16 protein-coding genes, 1 tRNA gene and 1 pseudogene are annotated in these 18,843 nt (G+C 38.7%); 14 read left to right on the top strand and 4 right to left on the bottom strand.

All coding sequences use genetic code 11. The features are described from left to right. Positions 1–16 precede the first annotated feature (16 nt). Both ACFIMK_RS05270 and ACFIMK_RS05265 read right to left on the bottom strand, forming a co-directional pair. Positions 17–1,114 carry a D-alanyl-D-alanine carboxypeptidase family protein gene (locus ACFIMK_RS05270; protein ID WP_375682864.1) on the bottom strand — a complete coding sequence of 366 codons (1,098 nt, stop codon included), beginning with the start codon at positions 1,112–1,114 and terminating at the stop codon, positions 17–19. Positions 1,115–1,806: 692 nt separating this feature from the next. Next, positions 1,807–2,613: a lysophospholipid acyltransferase family protein gene (locus ACFIMK_RS05265; protein ID WP_375611308.1), complete on the bottom strand. Its 807-nt coding sequence runs from the start codon at positions 2,611–2,613 to the stop codon at positions 1,807–1,809. Between the two features lie 128 nt (positions 2,614–2,741). Here ACFIMK_RS05265 and thiD point away from each other — a divergent pair, with 128 nt between their 5' ends. From thiD to ACFIMK_RS05245, 4 genes and pseudogenes are all read left to right on the top strand, one after another. After that, positions 2,742–3,596, top strand: coding sequence for a bifunctional hydroxymethylpyrimidine kinase/phosphomethylpyrimidine kinase (gene thiD, locus ACFIMK_RS05260; RefSeq protein ID WP_375620922.1), 855 nt, complete (start codon positions 2,742–2,744; stop codon positions 3,594–3,596). A 559-nt stretch (positions 3,597–4,155) separates the two neighbouring features. Then, positions 4,156–4,633: pseudogene (locus ACFIMK_RS05255) on the top strand (phage tail protein). After that, positions 4,630–4,884 (top strand): tail protein X, encoded by a 255-nt coding sequence (locus ACFIMK_RS05250; protein ID WP_375610995.1) that lies wholly within the window; start codon positions 4,630–4,632, stop codon positions 4,882–4,884. The pseudogene ACFIMK_RS05255 and the gene ACFIMK_RS05250 overlap by 4 nt, the downstream one beginning before the upstream one ends. Beyond that, positions 4,884–5,885: a phage late control D family protein gene (locus tag ACFIMK_RS05245; protein ID WP_375693528.1), complete on the top strand. Its 1,002-nt coding sequence runs from the start codon at positions 4,884–4,886 to the stop codon at positions 5,883–5,885. Before ACFIMK_RS05250 ends, ACFIMK_RS05245 begins: the two co-directional genes overlap by 1 nt. A 568-nt stretch (positions 5,886–6,453) precedes the next feature. Here ACFIMK_RS05245 and ACFIMK_RS05240 read toward each other — a convergent pair. After that, positions 6,454–6,528, bottom strand: a tRNA-Gly gene (locus tag ACFIMK_RS05240). A 186-nt stretch (positions 6,529–6,714) separates the two neighbouring features. On the opposite strand from ACFIMK_RS05240, the gene ACFIMK_RS05235 reads away from it, so the two are divergent. The 7 genes from ACFIMK_RS05235 to ACFIMK_RS05205 all read left to right on the top strand — a co-directional run bounded on the left by ACFIMK_RS05235 (position 6,715) and on the right by ACFIMK_RS05205 (position 15,122). Then, positions 6,715–7,692, top strand: coding sequence for an ABC transporter substrate-binding protein (locus ACFIMK_RS05235; protein WP_375612209.1), 978 nt, complete (start codon positions 6,715–6,717; stop codon positions 7,690–7,692). A gap of 63 nt (positions 7,693–7,755) precedes the next feature. After that, entirely contained in the window at positions 7,756–8,652 is an 897-nt protein-coding gene (locus ACFIMK_RS05230; RefSeq protein ID WP_375693524.1) for an ABC transporter permease, read from the top strand. Beyond that, on the top strand, positions 8,645–9,439 hold the full coding sequence (locus ACFIMK_RS05225; protein WP_375618340.1) for an ABC transporter ATP-binding protein: 795 nt from the start codon (positions 8,645–8,647) through the stop codon (positions 9,437–9,439). Before ACFIMK_RS05230 ends, ACFIMK_RS05225 begins: the two co-directional genes overlap by 8 nt. A gap of 4 nt (positions 9,440–9,443) precedes the next feature. Continuing rightward, on the top strand, positions 9,444–10,484 hold the full coding sequence (gene holA, locus ACFIMK_RS05220; protein WP_375648870.1) for a DNA polymerase III subunit delta: 1,041 nt from the start codon (positions 9,444–9,446) through the stop codon (positions 10,482–10,484). A 1,936-nt stretch (positions 10,485–12,420) separates the two neighbouring features. Further along, entirely contained in the window at positions 12,421–13,350 is a 930-nt protein-coding gene (locus tag ACFIMK_RS05215; protein ID WP_375612737.1) for a prephenate/arogenate dehydrogenase family protein, read from the top strand. 410 nt (positions 13,351–13,760) lie between these two features. After that, positions 13,761–14,615 (top strand): YihY/virulence factor BrkB family protein, encoded by an 855-nt coding sequence (locus tag ACFIMK_RS05210; RefSeq protein WP_375612736.1) that lies wholly within the window; start codon positions 13,761–13,763, stop codon positions 14,613–14,615. A 30-nt stretch (positions 14,616–14,645) separates the two neighbouring features. Next, the gene (locus ACFIMK_RS05205) at positions 14,646–15,122 is read left to right on the top strand and encodes a YaiI/YqxD family protein (protein ID WP_375612882.1); all 477 of its coding nucleotides are present in this window, start codon (positions 14,646–14,648) and stop codon (positions 15,120–15,122) included. 2 nt (positions 15,123–15,124) lie between these two features. Here the strand turns inward: ACFIMK_RS05205 and ACFIMK_RS05200 are convergent, their stop codons facing one another. Beyond that, positions 15,125–15,754, bottom strand: coding sequence for a TlpA disulfide reductase family protein (locus ACFIMK_RS05200; RefSeq protein WP_375693527.1), 630 nt, complete (start codon positions 15,752–15,754; stop codon positions 15,125–15,127). Between the two features lie 97 nt (positions 15,755–15,851). On the opposite strand from ACFIMK_RS05200, the gene argH reads away from it, so the two are divergent. From argH to lysA, 3 genes are read left to right on the top strand one after another with little or no spacing between them, the layout of a single operon-like run. Continuing rightward, positions 15,852–17,252: an argininosuccinate lyase gene (argH, locus tag ACFIMK_RS05195; protein ID WP_375612734.1), complete on the top strand. Its 1,401-nt coding sequence runs from the start codon at positions 15,852–15,854 to the stop codon at positions 17,250–17,252. A 51-nt stretch (positions 17,253–17,303) separates the two neighbouring features. Next, complete coding sequence (locus ACFIMK_RS05190; protein ID WP_375622099.1) at positions 17,304–17,483, top strand: LPS translocon maturation chaperone LptM; 180 nt, start codon at positions 17,304–17,306, stop codon at positions 17,481–17,483. 8 nt (positions 17,484–17,491) lie between these two features. After that, entirely contained in the window at positions 17,492–18,772 is a 1,281-nt protein-coding gene (lysA, locus tag ACFIMK_RS05185) for a diaminopimelate decarboxylase (protein ID WP_375628585.1), read from the top strand. Positions 18,773–18,843: the final 71 nt, after the last annotated feature.

The raw sequence follows: 18,843 nt of genomic DNA, 5'->3' as shown, positions 1-18,843 counted from the left end.
TATAATTAATTGTAGATTATGATTTATGGCTTTTTATAGAATGGTTTGCGTGCCTTTTATACGGAATATAGGGTTTTCTTAGTGGTTTTACTTTCATTTTAGGTGTTTGTGGCGTACGAATGAGGTGTACTGATAAAGGATGAGAAAAAGAAGGTGGAGCAGTGATAAAAGGTGAGGTGAGAATAATATTTCCTTGATCATCATATGAATTTGCATGCATTTTTATGGCTTCAGGTGTGCATGTTTGTTGTCTCATATTGTTGGCTTGTGTTATGTTGCTCCCATAAGGTTTTAATGTTGCTAGTGTTAATTGGGGGCTTCCTTGGTGCAAAAATCCTATTTCAAGAAGTTGTGCAGCTTTTTCTTCTCTTTCACTTATGTTGTTAGCACCTAGAATGACAGCAATAATTGTACGTTTATTGCGGGTGGCTGAGGCAACAAGATTAAAACCAGAGGCACAAATAAAGCCTGTTTTCATACCGTCTATCCCATAAAAACGGCCAATGAGGTTGTTTGAGTTATGTTGGATTTTTCGATTATTACCAAAATCAATGGCTGGAATAGAAAAATAATGAGCATATTGTGGAAATTCTCGACGTATTTGAACGGCTAAAAGAGCAATATCGCGTGCCGTGGAGTAGTTTTGAGGATCTGGTAAACCACTTGCGTTCGCAAAATGGGTGCCAAACATGCCTAAACGTTTAGCTTCGCTATTCATTTTACGTACAAAATCTTTCTGTGAACCCGCAACAGCTTCACTCATGGCAATGGCTAAATCATTGGTAGATTTAACCATGGTGATACTTAAGGCTGTATCAAGTGTGAGTACAGAACCAGCTTTATAGCCTGAACGATATGAGGGAGCTTTTGCGGCGTATTCGCTGATGGTGATATGTTTGTTTGGTGAAACTTCCCCTCGGCTCATGGCACGAAAAATAACATAAGCGGTCATTAATTTTGTCAAGGAAGCAGGATACCAACGCTCAAAAGCTTGATTATGTTTTAAGATACGCCTCGTTGTAACATCAACAGAAATAAAAGGCTGCGCTAGAGCAACAGCGCTGGATAAACTCAAAATCACAGAAAAAAATAAATTATAGAAGAGACGTCGCATTAATTTAAATCTAGTTCCCTCTTATTCGTTATTTAGAATTGTTTTAATGTAGCACACAAAGCATTTAAGTCTAGGATAGGAAGGAAAGATGGTTAATTGCTGTATCCGTTGTGTCTGTGGGATAAAAACCAATTCTCATTTTTATTTTCCCCTTGAATTTGGTTTGATGACTTAAGTATCTCAAGAAATACTTTTTAAATAATGAAGATTGTACAAGATTTCAGGTTCTTGGAGGGATTGAATTTCTCAGAAAGGAATGAATCTGCATAATCATGCATTTTTCTTGCTCTCCTGTTAGGATAGCCCTTGGCACTTGAGACGGTTCGTAAAAAGCATTTTAATCTTTTCTTGTATCGTTTTATTCACACAGATATCCCCGCTTGTAATGTGTAAGAAAATGATTCTAATTGATTCAACCTAGAATAGATTTGAAATGAGAAAATCTTACGGTGTTCAGGGTTCTCATTCAAGTTGAATAACGCTAAAACATCCTTATAAATCAATGAGATGTATGTTATTTAAATGATTTTAAAGAGAGGAAGAATTCTTTTTCAAAAAAATTTACACATTGATCATTTCTTATCATGTACAAGTGTTTTACAATTTTAAATTAGAAAGTTTGAAGTATCTTTCTTATATTTTTGTTCCCTATACTCCGCTCAATATACAAAGTTATGCATTATTCTTATCAATCAGTGCATTGTTTCATGTTGATTTAGTTTTTGAAGTTTCTGAACAGCGTATGGTGGCATAGGAGGAGGGGTAGGGTCTTGAGCTGCTAAGAGAAGCAGTTCATCACACGCTTTTTCAGTTTTTTGGACAAGTTGATCTAGAAAATCACGTTTGCTTAAACCAGCCTCTATCGGGGGAAGAATACGGACACGAATTGTTCCGGGATAGCGGCGAAAATTATTGCGTGGCCAATATAAACCCGCATTATGTGCAATAGGAACAACTTGAAGTCCTAATTCATTATAGAGCGCGACAATTCCTGACTTATAATCTGGTTCTTGACCGGGTTGTCGGCGTGTTCCTTCGGGAAAAATCAAGATTTGGCGCCCTTGTTTTACTTTCTCTTTTGCTTTTTGTATAATCATTTTTAAGGCTTTGATGGGTGTTGTGCGGTTAATGGGGATAATTTGCGTTTTTGCCATATACCAGCCAAACAATGGAATCCACATCAATTCACGTTTTAAAATGAGAGTGGGATCATCAAAATAAGGAACAAGACTGAAAGTTTCCCAAGCCGATTGATGCTTTGGAGCAATGATATAGGGTCCTTTGGGAAGATTTTCTAAACCTTCAATCTCATAACTTGTGCCTGCGATGTATTTTTGCAAAAAGAGTGTAACGCGCGCCCATGTTTTAGGGACAATCCATGCCTTTTTGCGGGGCATTAAAAAATAAACGGGAGCGTAAAGAATCATTTGTATGAAAGTTGATGTATAAAAAGCGAACGTAAAAAGAATAGAACGAAGGATAAGCACTACATTTTCCATTTTATATCTATAAGAAGACTTCGTATATAATATAATTCACGTGAGAAAACATCTTCTTTATATTTTTTCAAGCATCTATTTTTCGGTAACTCATTTTCCGATATTTAAAAACAGAAGGAAAGAGGTTGATGGAATTACAAAAAGATAAACTTTTTATTCCACGGATTTTATCTATTGCGGGAACAGATCCTTCTGGTGGCGCTGGAATGCAGGCGGATTTGAAGGTTTTTTCAGCTATGAAAACTTATGGTATGAGTGTGGTTACAGCTGTTGTTGCACAAAATACTCAGGGTGTGCGTTCTTTTCAGGCATTAGATGCTTCTTTTGTTGCAGATCAAATTGATTCTGTTTTTGAGGATATTCATGTTGATGCCGTTAAAATTGGTATGGTTGCAAATGCTCAGATTGCACAGGTTATTGCAGAACGTCTTGCTTATCATAAAGCGCGTTTCATTGTTTTTGATCCGGTTATGGTTGCAAAAAGTGGTGATGTTCTTTTAAAGTCTGATGCAATTGAAATTATGCGTGATGTTCTTGTGCCGATGTCAACTTTGATCACGCCAAATTTGCCTGAAGCTGCATTGTTATTGGGATGTGAAGTGCAATGGTCTTTAGAGACTATGTATCAATATGCTCCACGACTCTTGGCGCTAGGGTGTCATGCAGTTTTGTTAAAAGGGGGACATTTGAATACGCTGACCAAAAATAGTACAGAAAATTACGATTGTTCTAGTCCAGATCTTTATTGTGATTGTGAAAACCTTTTTATACTTGAAGCTTCTCGTCTTTCAACCACTCATGATCATGGGACAGGGTGTACCATTTCTGCTGCCATTGCAGCTCTGTTACCTACTCAACCTTTGGATTGCGCTGTTAAACAAGCAAAAGATTATTTGCATGGCGCTTTAACTGCCTCAGATGCTTTAAAAGTAGGGAAAGGGCGAGGGCCGCTTCATCATTTTTATGCATTATGGAAAGATTAATACAACGGTTGATAGTGAAAAATCTTCACTCTATGAATTTGTTTCGTCATTATATGATGTTTTGGACTTATGACTGATAAATGTTAGCGTATTGTAGCTTAACAGTTATTTTGTATTAAGAAGGATAAGAAAAAATGTTATAATTTGCTTCTTTTATATATTTTTTACGATTAATCTATCCTGTTTTAGAGGCAATTTTGAGTATAAAAAAGAGAGCAAGGAATTGTAAAATCAGGATTTGATAGCAAAAAGAGTAGAGGGAAAGACCTTTTACAAGGCGATATTAAAGCTAGCGGATCCACTATATTCGCTGTTTCTTATATTGGTGGCAAAACAGCCATTCAACCGATTGCACAATTTGCGGGGGCTTCTCCTGTAAATTCATCTGCGAGAGAGCAAAGAGACAAAGACCGTTCCCCCATCACACACAATCAAAATGTCACGGTACATGTTAATGGTGCCCGTGAACCCATGGCCACTGGTCGTGCGGTTGCCCATGCTTTGCAACGGGCACGCGCTAATGCCCTGCATGGCGGGACAGAATGAGGGGAGGGAGCCTATGAGAGATCCTTTGATGATGTTAGGACCGCATCAATTTTATGTGGACTGGCTGAATTTCCAATCTTTTGAAGAAGAGTTTTCTGCCTCATGGGTTTGTATGGAGCGTTTTGGCAAGGCACCCAGTTTGCAATTTACCGGCTATGGCAATGATGCAAAAACCATTCATGGGGTTTGGTTTCCAGAAGAATTTGGTGACCGTGTAGCCATTGATGCCATCACTACAACTATTCGAAGAGCCAAACCGGTTCAGATGCTTCGTTGGATCAATGATACGACCTATAGTGTCCTTCTCCATGGACCCGTAGTAATCACCACGATCAATAAAGACCATGACTATATCAGTCGCTCTGGTCAATCCCAGCGCCATCCGCTATTCCATTACGCTCTTGCCCTTTTTTAATGGCGGAAAACCACAAGGACAATACCAAGAGAGACAATATCAAATGGGGTATTACCAAGAGGGACAAACTCTATGAAGATACCAGAAAAACATGTTGTTGTAGAGCTAGAGGATATGAGCCTCGATCTCCTTTGCTTTCACCATGTCATGGCTGTGTTAGGGGACCGTTCTCAAGTTGGGGGACTAAACGGCTATTTAGAAGCCACACTGGAAGCCAATCCAGAGATTGCCAAATATGGTGTGTTTTTACCGCGGGGCTTAAAGGTCATTCTGCCTGAATTTGTGTTGTCTAATCCCCAAAGCATGGTGAAGCGGTTATGGGATTAATGCATACACACCCTTTTATTGTGGTCAAGGTGGGAGACAAACCTGTTCATGAGGTTTTTTACCAGCGTCTTTTAACCGCAACCATTACGGACCATGCTGGGAATGAAGCCGATACATTTGAAGCAGAGTTTGATGATAGTGGCAATGATTTAGAGGTTCCCTCAAGCAACAGTGCGCTACAGGTGATCTTTGGTTATGAGAACAGCGTCAGTGCATTTATGGGGTGTTTTGTTGTCGAATCGGTTGTATGTGGTGAGGGCAGTGATGGAGAGATCTTGCGCCTTTGTGGCAAAAGTGCCTCGATGCGTAAAGAGCTCAAAGAACAGGTGAGTGAACATTTTGACCACAAAACTGTTGGTGAGATTGTGGAGACACTCGCCAAACGCCATGGCTATCAAGCAAAGGTCAGTCCCCAGTTCACTAAAAAACCTTTGCTTTATGTGATTCGCACAGATCAATCGGCTGTTGATTTTTTAACCCGCCTTGCTGACCGCCTGCAGGCACGTTTTTTGATCAAGGACAATAAGTTTTTATTTTTAAGCGGTGACAATTTACCAGCCCTCGAACTTCATAAGCACGACTGTTCTAACTGGGAATTCACATTAGAACCACGTACGCAATATGGCACCATTGAAGCTTCTTATTTTGATCGCTCAAAAGGGCAGCAATGCCAAGTCAAGCATCAGACAGGGTTTAGCGGTCCCGTGCGGCGTCTTCGCACTTGTTACACTTGTGAGGAGGAAGCACGAGCTGCTGCTGCTTCCGAGTCGGACAGGTTGTGTCGTGCTGTAGGCAGTGGTTCTTTGACCCTTGAGGGGCGTCCCGAAATCATGGCGGATCAACCTCTTTTATTGCAAGGGTTTCGTGGGCAAATCAATGGGCCATGGAAAGCTGCAACCGTCACCCACCGCTATGAAAAACAAAGCGGATACACCACAGAAATCACACTCGAGGCACCAAACAAGGGAAAAGAGGCAGGAGAAAAGGAAACCTCTGAGTGACAGAAAATCAAAGGGACAACTTGACCCTTTGATCGGTCGTGATGAGGAATAGGTGAAACTTGCACCAATTGCATGAGTACAGCAATAGGGTAATGTTTACCCAATTCCTAAAAGGAGCAATGGTGCAAACATTGCACAATTGCAGACTGAAGAGCAATTTGGTCAAGTTGACCGAATTCCTTAAACGCTTCTCTTATTTAATAATGTCCTGAATAATGTGCTTAGGATACAGAAAAATCATCAGTCAATTTATGCTAAAAGAGGTGAACACATCTTATATACGCTTTATATACGCTGCTTCTCAAATAATACGATTCCAACTCAATGATTGATCATCTCAAATTGCGATTTTGAGCAGAAAAGAAAAAGAGGCTTTAAATGATCTTTGAAAGGTCTTTGAAGACCCTTTGAGAACACCTTAAAAACTCTTTGAAAAAAAATAAATTGGTACAAAACCTAGTGGCAAAATATACAAAACCTGCTGGCAAGCTACAGTGGCAAAATATACAAAAACCGCTGGCAAGCTACACTATAACTCCATACAAGAACGAATAAATACAAAATTCAATGGAGCGGGCGATGGGATTCGAACCCACGACCCCAACCTTGGCAAGGTTGTGCTCTACCCCTGAGCTACACCCGCTTACCGATTCGATATATGTCTTGTCTGTATGGCGTAGGCTTCTACGAATTGCAACAAAAAAATATCATTTTAGTTTGATTTATTTTGTCCATGTTTAAATAAAATGAAATAAAGATTGATTTTAGAAAATTCTTCAGTAATAGATTATTCCTTTTTTAATTTTTGCATGGAGAGGGGTGGAATATAATGTTGAAGAGAATAAATATATTAGGGATTATCATTGCAACTGTTTTTATGATGAACAGTGTTGCAAAGGCCGATGACCAAGTTAAACACGTTAAAGTTGCAATAACGCAAATTATGGTCCATCCTGCTGCGGATGCTGTTCGTAAAGGTGTGGAAGATGTGCTTGCAGCAAATGGTTATAAGCAAGGTGAAAATTTTCAACTTACCTTTTTATCAGCGCAGGGTAATATTTCAACAGCAACGCAAATTGCGCGTAAATTTGTTGGTGATAAACCCGATGTTATTGTAGCAATTACCACGCCTTCAGCACAAACGATGCTTGCGGCAACAAAAACAATTCCTATCGTCTTTGCAGCAATTTCTGATCCTATCGGAGCTAAAATCGTTTCTTCACTTACCAAACCTGGCGGTAATATGACGGGGAGTTCTGATCGTATAGATGTTGCAGAAAGTGTTAGACTTTTACAAGAAGTAAAACCAGATTTGAAAAAAATTGGTTATCTTTATAATGCTTCTGAGGCAAATTCTGTTTCGACACTTAAAACGTTAAAGGATGTAGCAAAAAAAGCTGGAATTGAAATTATTCCCTCATCGGCACCAAAGCCTTCAGATGTGCAGGCAGCAGCACGCGCTTTAATCGGTAAGGTCGATATTATTTTTGTTCCTGCTGATAATACGATTTTATCTGTTTTAGAAGGTGCAATAAAGGTCTCAGAGGAAGCCAATATGCCTGTATTTACTGTTGATGCTAATACTATCGGGCGTGGGCCTTTTATGACGCAAGGTGTGAATTTCTATGATGTAGGGGTTGATGCTGGGAAATTGGTTGTGCGTATTCTAAAGGGTGAAAAGCCTGGTGATATTGATGTTGTGCAGGCGGCTAATAATGACATTCGAATTGATTTGAAAGCAGCCCAAAAAGCAGGGATTATTATTCCGCAGGCAGTTATTGACCGTGCAACAAAAGTGATTCAATAACTTTTATTGATAGAGTGTTGATACAATAAAAATACGTTAAGTTTTCATGGGGATTGTCTTTACATGAATATATTTGCGTTTTCTGGTGCTGTGGAATTAGGCCTTATTTATGCGTTTGTTGCTATAGGGGTTTATCTTTCATTTCGGGTTTTAGATTTTCCTGATTTAACGGTTGATGGATCGTTTCTTCTTGGATCCTGTGTCTGTGGTGTTTTGATTCTCTTGGGTTTCAATGCATGGACAGCTATGGCATGCGCTTTTTGTGCAGGTATGGTGGCTGGTTTATTAACAGCTATGTTGAATTTGCGTTTTGGCATTTTGAATCTTTTAGCTTCTATTTTAACAATGTCGGCACTTTATACGGTTAATCTTCGTATTATGGGAATTATGGGAGGGTCTAATGTTAATTTAGCTCTTGCTGATACGGCGTTAACGCCCTTTTATAATCTGTTTGGTTTGTCTGATATTTTTGTGCGTCCTCTTTTCGTTGGTATTGTGTTGCTCGTTATGGCGTTTTTGATTTGGCGCTTTTTGGAAAGTGAAATTGGTCTTGCTATGCGTGCAATGGGCGCTAATCCACGTATGGCGACGGCGCAAGGTGTTCATACATCAGCATTGATATATTTTGGAATGGGGCTTTCCAATGCGTGTGTGGCACTTGGTGGTTCTCTTTATATTCAAACTGCGATTGCAACAGATATTACCGGTGGAATTGGAACAATTGTTTTTGGATTGGCAGCCGTGATTATCGGTGAAACTCTCTTTCGTACGCGCAATATTTTTTGGATTATAATCAGCTGTATTGTAGGGTCTGTGCTTTATCGTGTGGCGGTGCAATTTGCATTTGAAGCAAATGGCATTGGCATTGATACGTCGACAGATCTTCAGTTGATTACTTCGCTGTTGGTTGTTTTAACCCTTATTGTGCCACGCTATTGGAGGAGGCATAAACGTGATTGAGTTTTTTCATGTTGGGGTCACATTTAAACCGCAAACACCTTTGGAAAAACAGGCTTTAATTGATATTAACCTGAAAATTGATCAGGGTAGTTTTGTTACGGTTATTGGTTCAAATGGTGCTGGTAAATCAACTTTGCTCAGTGTTTTAGCGGGTGCTACGCTTCCTTCAACAGGGAAAGTGGTTATCAATGGGCAAAATGTTTCTAGGCAATCAGTCAGTGAACGCGCTGGAAAGATTGCTTGTGTTTTTCAAGATTCGTTAGAGGGAAGTTGTGGTTCTTTAACAATTGAAGAAAATTTGGCTCTTGCTGCTCTTCGAGGAAGTCGTCGTGGTTTGCGTGCGGCTTTAAATCATGAGAAACGGCAATTTTTTCGAGAGAAAATTGCTCAATTAGGCATTGGTCTTGAAGCATATATTCATAATCCTATGGATAGTTTATCAGGTGGGCAACGCCAAGCAGTTTGTCTTGTGATGGCAACATTAGCACATGCGGATGTTTTATTGCTTGATGAACATACCTCAGCGCTTGATCCTGGAATGGCTGATTTTGTGATGCGGTTGACTGAAAAAATCGTTGAAGAGAAAAAATTAACGACTATCATGGTGACTCATTCTATGCGTCAGGCTCTTGATTATGGCGATCGTACCTTGATGTTGCATGGTGGAAAAGTGATTTTGGATGTCTGTCATGAAGAGCGTAAGGGCTTGGATGTCAATGATTTAATTGGCATGTTTCAGAAAGTTCGCGGGGAAGTTCTTGATGATGATGAACTGTTAATGGATTAATAGTGTGGCTCAGAAAAAAGCACATGAAGTTGATCAGTTTCTAATGCGTTTTTCACGTGCTTTTCCTATTGTTCTCATTTATGGGCCAGATCGTGGTCTTATTTGTGAGCGTGCACAATGTTTTGCAAAACTTACACGGGTAGCAATAGAAGATCCATTTTCGACAATTCGTTTGGATGCTGCTGAAATTGATAAAGATCCTGCACGTTTAGAAAATGAAGCGCGTACGTTATCGCTTTTTGGGGGAGATCGTTTGATATGGATCTCTAATGCTGCTAACCAAAAAGGTTTTCTTGCTGCCTTAAAACTTTTAATTGAGAAACCACCAGAAGCTTGTTTTATTCTCATTGAGGCAGGGGATTTAAAAAAAGGAACAGGGTTGCGCAATGCTGTTGAAACAGCATCAAAAGCGATGGCTTTACCCTGTTTTGCCGATGATATGCGGTCTCTTGACGGTTTGATTGATGAGGTTTTAGGACAGTTTAAGAAGACTCTTTCTTTAGATGCACGTAGATGGTTGCATGAATGTTTAGGGGCGGATCGCCTTGTATCACGAGGTGAATTAGAAAAGCTTTGTCTTTACGCTGCAAATGTTCATATTACTCTTGAAGATGTGAAAGCTGTTGTAAGCGATGTCAGTGCTCTTTCTCAAGATGAAGTCATTGATGCTCTTTTATTGGGCGATATATCAGGCTTTGAAGCGCATTTTAACCGACATGCAGCAGTGCAGGGGGCACTTTTTTTAATTTTGAGTACAGCTCAAAGGCATTTTCAGCAATTACAGCTATTGCGTTATCAGGTAGAGGTTGAAGGAAATTCACCTTTTACGGTGGTTTCTCAGGCACGCCCTCCCATTTTTTTTCAACGGAAAAAGATCGTTGAACAAGCTTTAAAATATTGGAAGTTAGAACAAATTTCTTATGCAATGGAAAGAATTCAGAGTGCTGTTTTAGACAGTCGTAAAAATCCACTTTTGGGCGAAGCTATCATTCGTCAAGTTTTGTTAGGGCTTACAATTATTGCACGACGCCAGATGGCAGCTTAACAGCCTAGAAATATAATGATTTTTTATTTTTGGTATACCACAGAGGTATTTTCAGTAATTAAAACTGTTATGCTATCAAGTAGAGGTTGATGGAACTTGTATTTTTGAGGATGCATTTTAGGAGCTTGAAAGCTTGATAAAAACTTTCCTTAAAAAGACAATCTTGATACAGTTTTATTATTTTGTTGTATCGTAAAATACTGTTTTTAGGGTAGTGATACGAGGCCCATATCAAATTTTATGTGTTCGATGTTTTTTTGTGTGGGTATTTGGTGAATATTAGGTTGGTTCATAGAGTCTTAATGGAGTAACACCCCCATGTAAAACAGAGTATCTCAAACAACAGAAGACACTTGTATGGTAGATTCATACGCTTTCTTAGAAATATTTTTCAATGCGCGTCATATCTATTTCGCGGCGGTGTTTATGAATGGTGTAGAAGTAAAGTTCCTTGTGAAGAATATAAAACCCATAGAGCAACTCTATCTTTATGCTTAATAAAAGCGCAAGTCGACACTCATTATATACTTTGCTAGCCTCTAATGTTACTACAGTTTTTAGCATTAGAGAGCGTTTTTCATCATTTTTTCTCACATGTCTTCTTGTGACATGTAGCCAAGAGATTTTAATTGATAAGAGGGTTTGTGATGGAAGAATTTTACAGTATTCGAAGTTATGATTCAAATTGAAAAAAAGTATTATTTTTATAAATCAATGTATTATAGATTAATTGAATCATTTACAATAGTGAGCCAGAGGAATCTTTTAGACAAGAAAATGAATTGTTTGCAGATCGGTATGAATTAAGAATCTTCATGGGATGAGAAGAAAGTCAAAATAGATTATGATGAAAACCACAGCACCTATGGGGAAACTTTTATGTTTGATACAGAGATGATTATCTTAGCAATGAATGTGTCTCATAAACAGAGCTAGTCATTGTTTATTATTAATAATTTATTATTTTTCATATTAAATCAATCAGAACAATGTCTTTTGCACGTCATAAGTGGGGGGCGTGTAGATAAAAACTGTACAAGAAAGCACTAAAAATGCCTCTTATGAATGCTCTCAAATTCCAAGGTTTTTTGCAACATTGGGGGTAGGAAAATATAATGATAGTGTTTTATTTAAGTGTGAAGAGGGGCGTGCTTAATAGATTTATAGTTATAACATTTACGAACACTGTCGTGAGATAGGCTAGGGAGCGAGATGTCTTTTAAAACAAACCCATGAATTTGTAATCCAAATTTATTCTGTTGAGGGCGTTCTGTTTTACGTGAGGGGTGTGATTCCATTAAAGGGATATTCGGTGTTTTTTTTATCAAACTTTTTCTTTATTGAGAGGGCGTGTTTTTCTCATATTTATTTGATTTACGGTATCCGGAATCGGGAGAGGAAAATGTTTTTAATGGTATCTTTTGGTATGCGTTGTTTTACGGTGTTTTCAATATTCGCGAAACTTATGTTGATGTTGTAGGTGGAGGCGCAATACGTTTTATATAGGTCTAATGTACAAATTAATGAACGTATCGGGATAATTGGAGAAGAGTTAGTATCTGCTTACGCTTTTGATGTGTTTTTTTGTGAGTAAATTAGTAAGATAAAGTAAACTGATGGGATTTTATGTAGAGTCGTTGTTATCCTAATTGAGAGTGCATTTTATTTTGTTTCGGTGATGCGCTTTGATCAGTAATTAAGAGGGAGTTTTAGAGCGTGATGTTAGATTTCTCGTCATTTATTTTTTATGTGTTTTCTAGGTAAAGTGATCTGTTGTCAGCTTGCGCAGGTGATAATTGGTAAACTGCGTTATTCTTTATTCCCTAGTTGTCATTTTTTAATGTTTTACGCATAACTCTTGAACAAACAAACAAGAAAATTGTGATTTTACAATTAGTCTTTATTGCCATTTGCAAAGAATCTTTGAAGGTGAAAGATGCTCCATACTCAGTTTGAAAAAATAGCACTCATTGGGATCGGTCTGATTGGGTCTTCTTTAGCAAGAGTGATTAAAAAGAAAAATCTTGCGGCTCAGATTTCTATTGCAACACGTCGTCCAGAAACCCTGAAAAGAGCGCGAGAATTGGAGCTTGGGGACTTTTATACGACAGATAATGCAAAAGCTGTTGAAGGAGCAGATTTGGTTATTCTTTCTGTTCCTGTTGGGGCTAGTGCAGAAGTGGCAAAAACCATTCGTGATCATTTAAAACTTGGAGCGATTGTGAGTGATGTTGGTTCTACGAAAGCGTTGGTTATTGCGGAAATGGCACCTTTATTGCCAAAAACGGTTCATTTTATTCCAGGGCATCCAATTGCTGGAACGGAATATTCAGGACCGGATGCTGGTTTTGCTGATTTATTTATGAATCGTTGGTGTATTTTAACGCCTTTTGCGGATAGCGATGCTGCTGCTGTCGCACAATTAACAGCGTTTTGGGAAGCTTGTGGTGCGCGTGTCGAAAAGATGGAACCTAAGCATCATGATCTTGTTTTGGCTATTGTTTCACATTTACCCCATTTGATTGCGTATAATACTGTTGGGACAGCGAGTGATTTAGAAAAAGTAACAAATTCGGAAGTGATTGCTTATTCCGCTTCCGGTTTTCGTGATTTTACGCGTTTAGCATCTTCTGATCCCGTTATGTGGCGAGATATTTGTTTGCATAATAAGGATGCTATTTTAGAAATGTTGAGCCGTTTTAGTGAGGGGCTTGCTTTTTTAGAACGGGCAATTCATTTAGGAGATGGTGAGACACTGTTTAACTTTTTTACACGTACGCGTGCTGTACGCCGCAATATTATTGATGCTGGACAGGAAATTGATGCTCCTGATTTTGGGCGTCAGAATGTTTCTAAAAAAGGGTGAGTAAAAACAAGAGGTTTTTGTTGAATTTCGTTGGTTTTTTCTAAAAACCGATAAGAAGTTTTTTCTCTACTCAGTCATAGATTGCAATAAAAAAGAGTGGCGATTGCTCCGATATAGATAACCATGACTTCAAAAGGTTTTATGTGTGCACGATCATCTTGCTTAGTTCTCTATAGGGCATATGATGTACAGAAGAGGTTACTGATCTGTAGAAGTAACAAAAAAATGAGGTCGTTGTAGAACTTCATAGAGTGGGTTATTGTTTTTGTTTTGGTATAAAGTCGGGCTTGACCGTATTGATTATTGACCGTTATATTGCAACATTGCAAAATGTTTATTTGCAGAGTTTTGATGATTTTTATAAAACTTGAAATAGACTGAGGAAGAGTTTTACCAGAAAGTATTGAGTTTTGTTAAAAAATATCTTTTGGTATAGCTATCGTATTTTGTGTGACGCAGTAAGTCATTATTGGCGTGATAATGGGAGTGCTTTTGCAAGCCATGTTGCGCTATCGGGGCTTTTAGCATTTTTCCCTTTTTTTATTTTTGGAACATCTTTTGCTCGTTTTCTAGGTGCTTTTACTTATACACCGCAAAAAATTAAAGCACTGGTGCAGTTATTGCCTGATGTTATTGCAGAGCCTTTATCTCAGGAAATTGTTAATGTTTTAACCATTCATCGAGGAGGTGTGTTGACGCTTTCTGTCATTGGAGCGGCTTATTTTGCTTCTAATGGGATAGAGGCTTTGCGTACGGCTTTAAATAAAGCTTACCGTGTTACTGATCGACGGAGTTTGTTATTTTGTCGTTTTCAAAGTCTGTTTTTTGTAATCCTTGGAGCTGTTGGTCTTGTTGTGATTAGTTTTTTATTGATTCTGGCGCCTTTGTTGATCAAAATTATGCAAAATCATTCTTTTTTTATGACTGAATATATTGCTGTTATTCGTGTATGGCGTTATACAGTTGCAATCGTTATTTTGTTTATCAGTCTTTTGATTGTTCATAAATGGCTTCCAGCAGGGCGGCGGAAAATTATAGATATTTTACCAGGAATAGTGGTGACAATGTTTATATGGTTTATGGCTTCTATCGCTTTTGCGCAATATTTAACGATGTTTGATTATATTTCTACCTATGCAGGGTTGGCATCTATTATGGTTGCTATTATTTTTCTGTACATATTGAGTGCAATTTTTATTTTGGGAGGAGAAATAAACGCGGCGATAATGTTTTATCGCAAGGATTTGCAACATTCAGATAAATGAAAGAGCTTATTATTGCTTGAAAGCCAAGGTATGATTATCCCAATAAAGCCTGCTATCACTTTGTTGATTGATGCAGATGCTTGTCCTGTAAAAGATGAAGTTTATCGTGTGATGAATCGTTATCAGCTTAAGACATTTGTTGTGGCAAATCGTTCTTTGTCCCTTCCAGATGAAGCACTCATTGAAAGAGTGGTCGTTGCTGGTGAATTCAATGGTGCTGATGATTGGATCGTAGAACATGTGCATGAGGCAAGTATCGTTATTACCAGTGATATTCCTTTAGCAGCGCGGGTTGTGCAAGCTGGGGGGTTTTGTCTTTCGCCAACGGGGCGTATTTTTGATGTAAATTCAATTGGTCAGGCTTTGGCGATGCGCAATTTGATGGAAGATTTGCGTGGACAGGGCAGTATAATAGGTGGTCCCCGTCCTTTTTCTCGTAAAGACCGTTCTGCTTTTTTGTCAGCACTGGATCTTGTTATACAACGTTTAAAAAGACGCGGTTATTAAAGTTATAGGGCTTCTTTAATGACTGCTTTTATAAGTGCTTTGGCATCGTCATTGGCCCATGGAGCTGCACCATTGAAGGAAGCAATGAGATATCCCTCTTTATCAATGAGCAATGTAATGGGGAGTCCTAAAGCGAGCCCCTGTTTTCTAACATTGTTGAAAATATCCATTGTTTCATCGCGATAGTAAAGCAAATTATCTGAATGAATATTCTGTAAAAATTGCTGAATTTTTTCAGGAGAAGCAGTTTTATCGATATTTATAGCTATGACATCAAAGTTTTCTCCACCTAATTCACGTTTTAATTGCGCAAGTTCAGGCATTTCTGTGCGGCAAGGTGCACACCAAATAGCCCATAGATTGACCAGCATTGGTTTTCCGATAAATTCGCTGAGTGTGTGCTCTTTTCCTAGAATATCCTTGAAAGAGAGTTTATTCATATCTGAGGGCGTATCAGCAAATCGTATGTGGCTAAAAAAGCCTTTTGCTGCTTTTCGTATCGCCATCATTTTTTCTGCTCGTGCTTTATCAGTATTTATTTCTTGTGCTTGTGCTGCTGAAATGAAATTGAAAAGAAAAAACTCTCTTTTGGTATCGTAGTTTATGGTTGCGTATAAACTCAATGCAATGATAAAGAATGCAAGGGAAAGTTGCCTTTTTTTATTGTTTTTTTGCTGATGAAAATTTGAAAAATCATAATTTTGTCCTTTGGATGGGTGTTTTCAGAATATGACAGATGAGAAGTTAAAGAACCAAATGTGGGGTGGTCGGTTTGCGGCAGGCCCTGCTGCAATTATGGAAGAAATTAATGCTTCTATTGATTTTGATCAAAAACTTTATCGACAAGATATTGAAGGTTCTCTTTCTCATGCAGCTATGTTAGCGCAAACGAAAATCATTTCACAATCAGATTATGAAAAAATTGTTCATGGTTTGAAACTTATTCGCCAAGAAATTGAAGACGGTAAATTTGTTTTTTCACGAAAGCTTGAAGATATTCATATGAATATTGAAGCGCGGCTGAGCGAATTGATAGGTCCTGTAGCTGGGCGTTTGCATACGGCGCGTTCACGCAATGATCAAGTTGCTGTTGATTTTCGCTTGTGGGTACGTGAAGCAACGCAAAAGATAGCACAAGCTTTAAAAGGATTGATAGAGCAATTACTTATTCGCGCAGAACAACATGTTGATACCTTTATGCCAGGCTTTACGCATTTACAATTGGCTCAACCCGTAACATTGAGTCATTATATGATGGCTTATGTTGAAATGTTTGGTCGAGATTTATCGCGGATGCGTGATGCTCTTGAGCGAATGAATGAATCGCCTTTAGGGGCGGCTGCTTTAGCGGGGACAGGCTTTCCAATTGACCGTTTTATGACAGCAAAAGCGCTAGGCTTTCGCGAACCTACACGCAATTCAATTGATAGTGTTTCAGATCGTGACTTTGCATTGGAATTTTTAAGCGCTGGCGCTCTTTGTGCAACACATCTTTCACGTTTAGCAGAAGAAATAATTCTTTGGTCAAGTGAACAGTTTTGTTTTATTCATTTATCAGATGCTTTTTCAACAGGGTCTTCCATTATGCCACAAAAGAGAAATCCTGATGCGGCAGAGTTAGTACGAGCGAAAGCAGGTCGATTGAATGGTGCACTTATGGGATTGTTAACGGTGATGAAAGGATTACCGCTTGCTTATTCAAAGGATATGCAAGAAGATAAGGAATATGTGTTTGATGGGGCTTTGAGTTTGGAATTATCACTAGCAGCAATGACAGGGATGATTGCTGATTTGAAAGTGAATAAAAAAGCCATGAAACAAGCAGCGGATTTAGGGTATGCAACAGCTACAGATTTTGCGGATTGGCTTGTACGCAATTTAGGGATTCCTTTTCGCGAAGCACATCACATCACAGGGTGTGCTGTGGCATTGGCAGAAAAAAAACAGTGTCGCCTTCATGATTTATCATTAGATGAACTTCAAGCAATTTGTCCTGATATCAATGCGACACTTTTTGATGTTTTGACCGTTGAAAAATCTGTTGAAAGTCGTAAAAGCTTTGGGGGAACAGCGCCTTCAGAGGTTCTTCGGCAAATTGCGTATTGGAAAAAGCGTCTCGTGAGCGCTTGAGTGATTGTATTTTAAAGGTAACAAAGAGATCGAGATGAGGAAAGAGGACAGATGAAAATTATATTAAAGGGGTTGATAATTGTCCTTTTTGGGGGCTTGGGTATCGTTGGGTGTGGGCGTAAAGGGTCATTAGAGTTACCTCCTTCAACAGGAGTGAATTCTTCACAAGGAACTTTTGTTTCTCAAGGTAAAACAGATAAACCTTTTATTCTTGATCGGTTAATACAATAGGAATTTTTATGCGTTTTTTTTCTTATCATCAGGGTGTGCTTCACGCTGAAGGTCTTTCTCTTTTGGAACTTGCGCGAGAAGTTGAAACACCTTTTTATTGTTATTCAGCTAGCGCAATCGTTGCACATTTTAAAGATTATCAGAATGCATTTCATGATATGCCGAGTTTAATTGCTTATGCGGTTAAAGCGAATTCCAATCAAGCAGTTTTACAACTTTTAGCTAACAATGGAGCGGGAGCTGATGTGGTCTCAGAAGGGGAATTACGGCGTGCACTTGCTGTTGGTATTCCTGCGCAGAATATTGTTTATTCTGGTGTTGGTAAAACAGTGAGAGAAATAGATTTTGCTCTTGCACAAGATATTTATTGTTTTAACGTTGAATCAGAGCCAGAACTTGAACAATTATCGGCGCGGGCTGCTGCGCTTTCAAAAACGGCTCGTATTTCTTTACGCATTAATCCTGATGTGGATGCTAAGACTCACAAGAAAATTACAACAGGTAAGTCTGAGAATAAATTTGGTATTCCACTGTCTTTGGCGGGTGATGTATATAAAAAAGCAGCTCAATTGCCTGGTCTTCATGTGTGTGGTGTTGATCTCCATATTGGCAGTCAAATTTGTGATTTAAAACCGTTTGAAGATGCATTTGTTATTGTTGCAGATTTTGTGCGTCAATTATGGAATAATGGTTATGCGATAACCCATATCGATATTGGGGGCGGGCTTGGTATTCCTTATGGTTATGAGAAGCATCCAGTACCTTCTCCTTTTGAGTATGCAGCACTGGTAAAGAAACATATTGCGCCTTTAGGGATCAATATTATCCTAGAACCTGGGCGTAGTATTGTTGGTGAAGCCGGTGTGTTGGTGACATCGGTTGTGTATTTTAAAAAGGGGGAAGGACGAAATTTTGTTATTGTTGATGCGGCGATGAATGATTTCATGCGTCCAACGCTTTATGATGCGTGGCAAAATGTAATGCCAGTGAAAAAAACACCAATAGATGCCCCTCTGATTAATGCTGATATTGTCGGTCCTATTTGTGAAACTGGTGATTATTTAGGTTTGGAACGTTCTTTACCAGTGTTAAAAGCGGGTGATGTTTTGATGTTAACAGGAGCAGGGGCTTATGGCGCAGTGATGGCAAGCACTTATAATAGTCGACTTTTGGTGCCGGAAGTTCTGGTTCAGGATACGCGTTATGCAGTCATTCGTCCACGCCTTGATTATGCACAATTGATAGGCTGTGATCATATTCCAGATTGGATTGAGCCCAAATTAGATTGAGCATTATTAAATATTTTGGGTCTTATTTTTACTAAACTTTGATGAAACAATTTATTTTCTAGAAATTGTTT

The organism is Bartonella sp. AP280QHHD (assembly GCF_042196125.1).
Taxonomy (GTDB): domain Bacteria; phylum Pseudomonadota; class Alphaproteobacteria; order Rhizobiales; family Rhizobiaceae; genus Bartonella.
The sequence above is the reverse complement of the archived record's forward strand: the minus strand, read 5'-3'. Positions and strand labels throughout refer to the sequence as shown.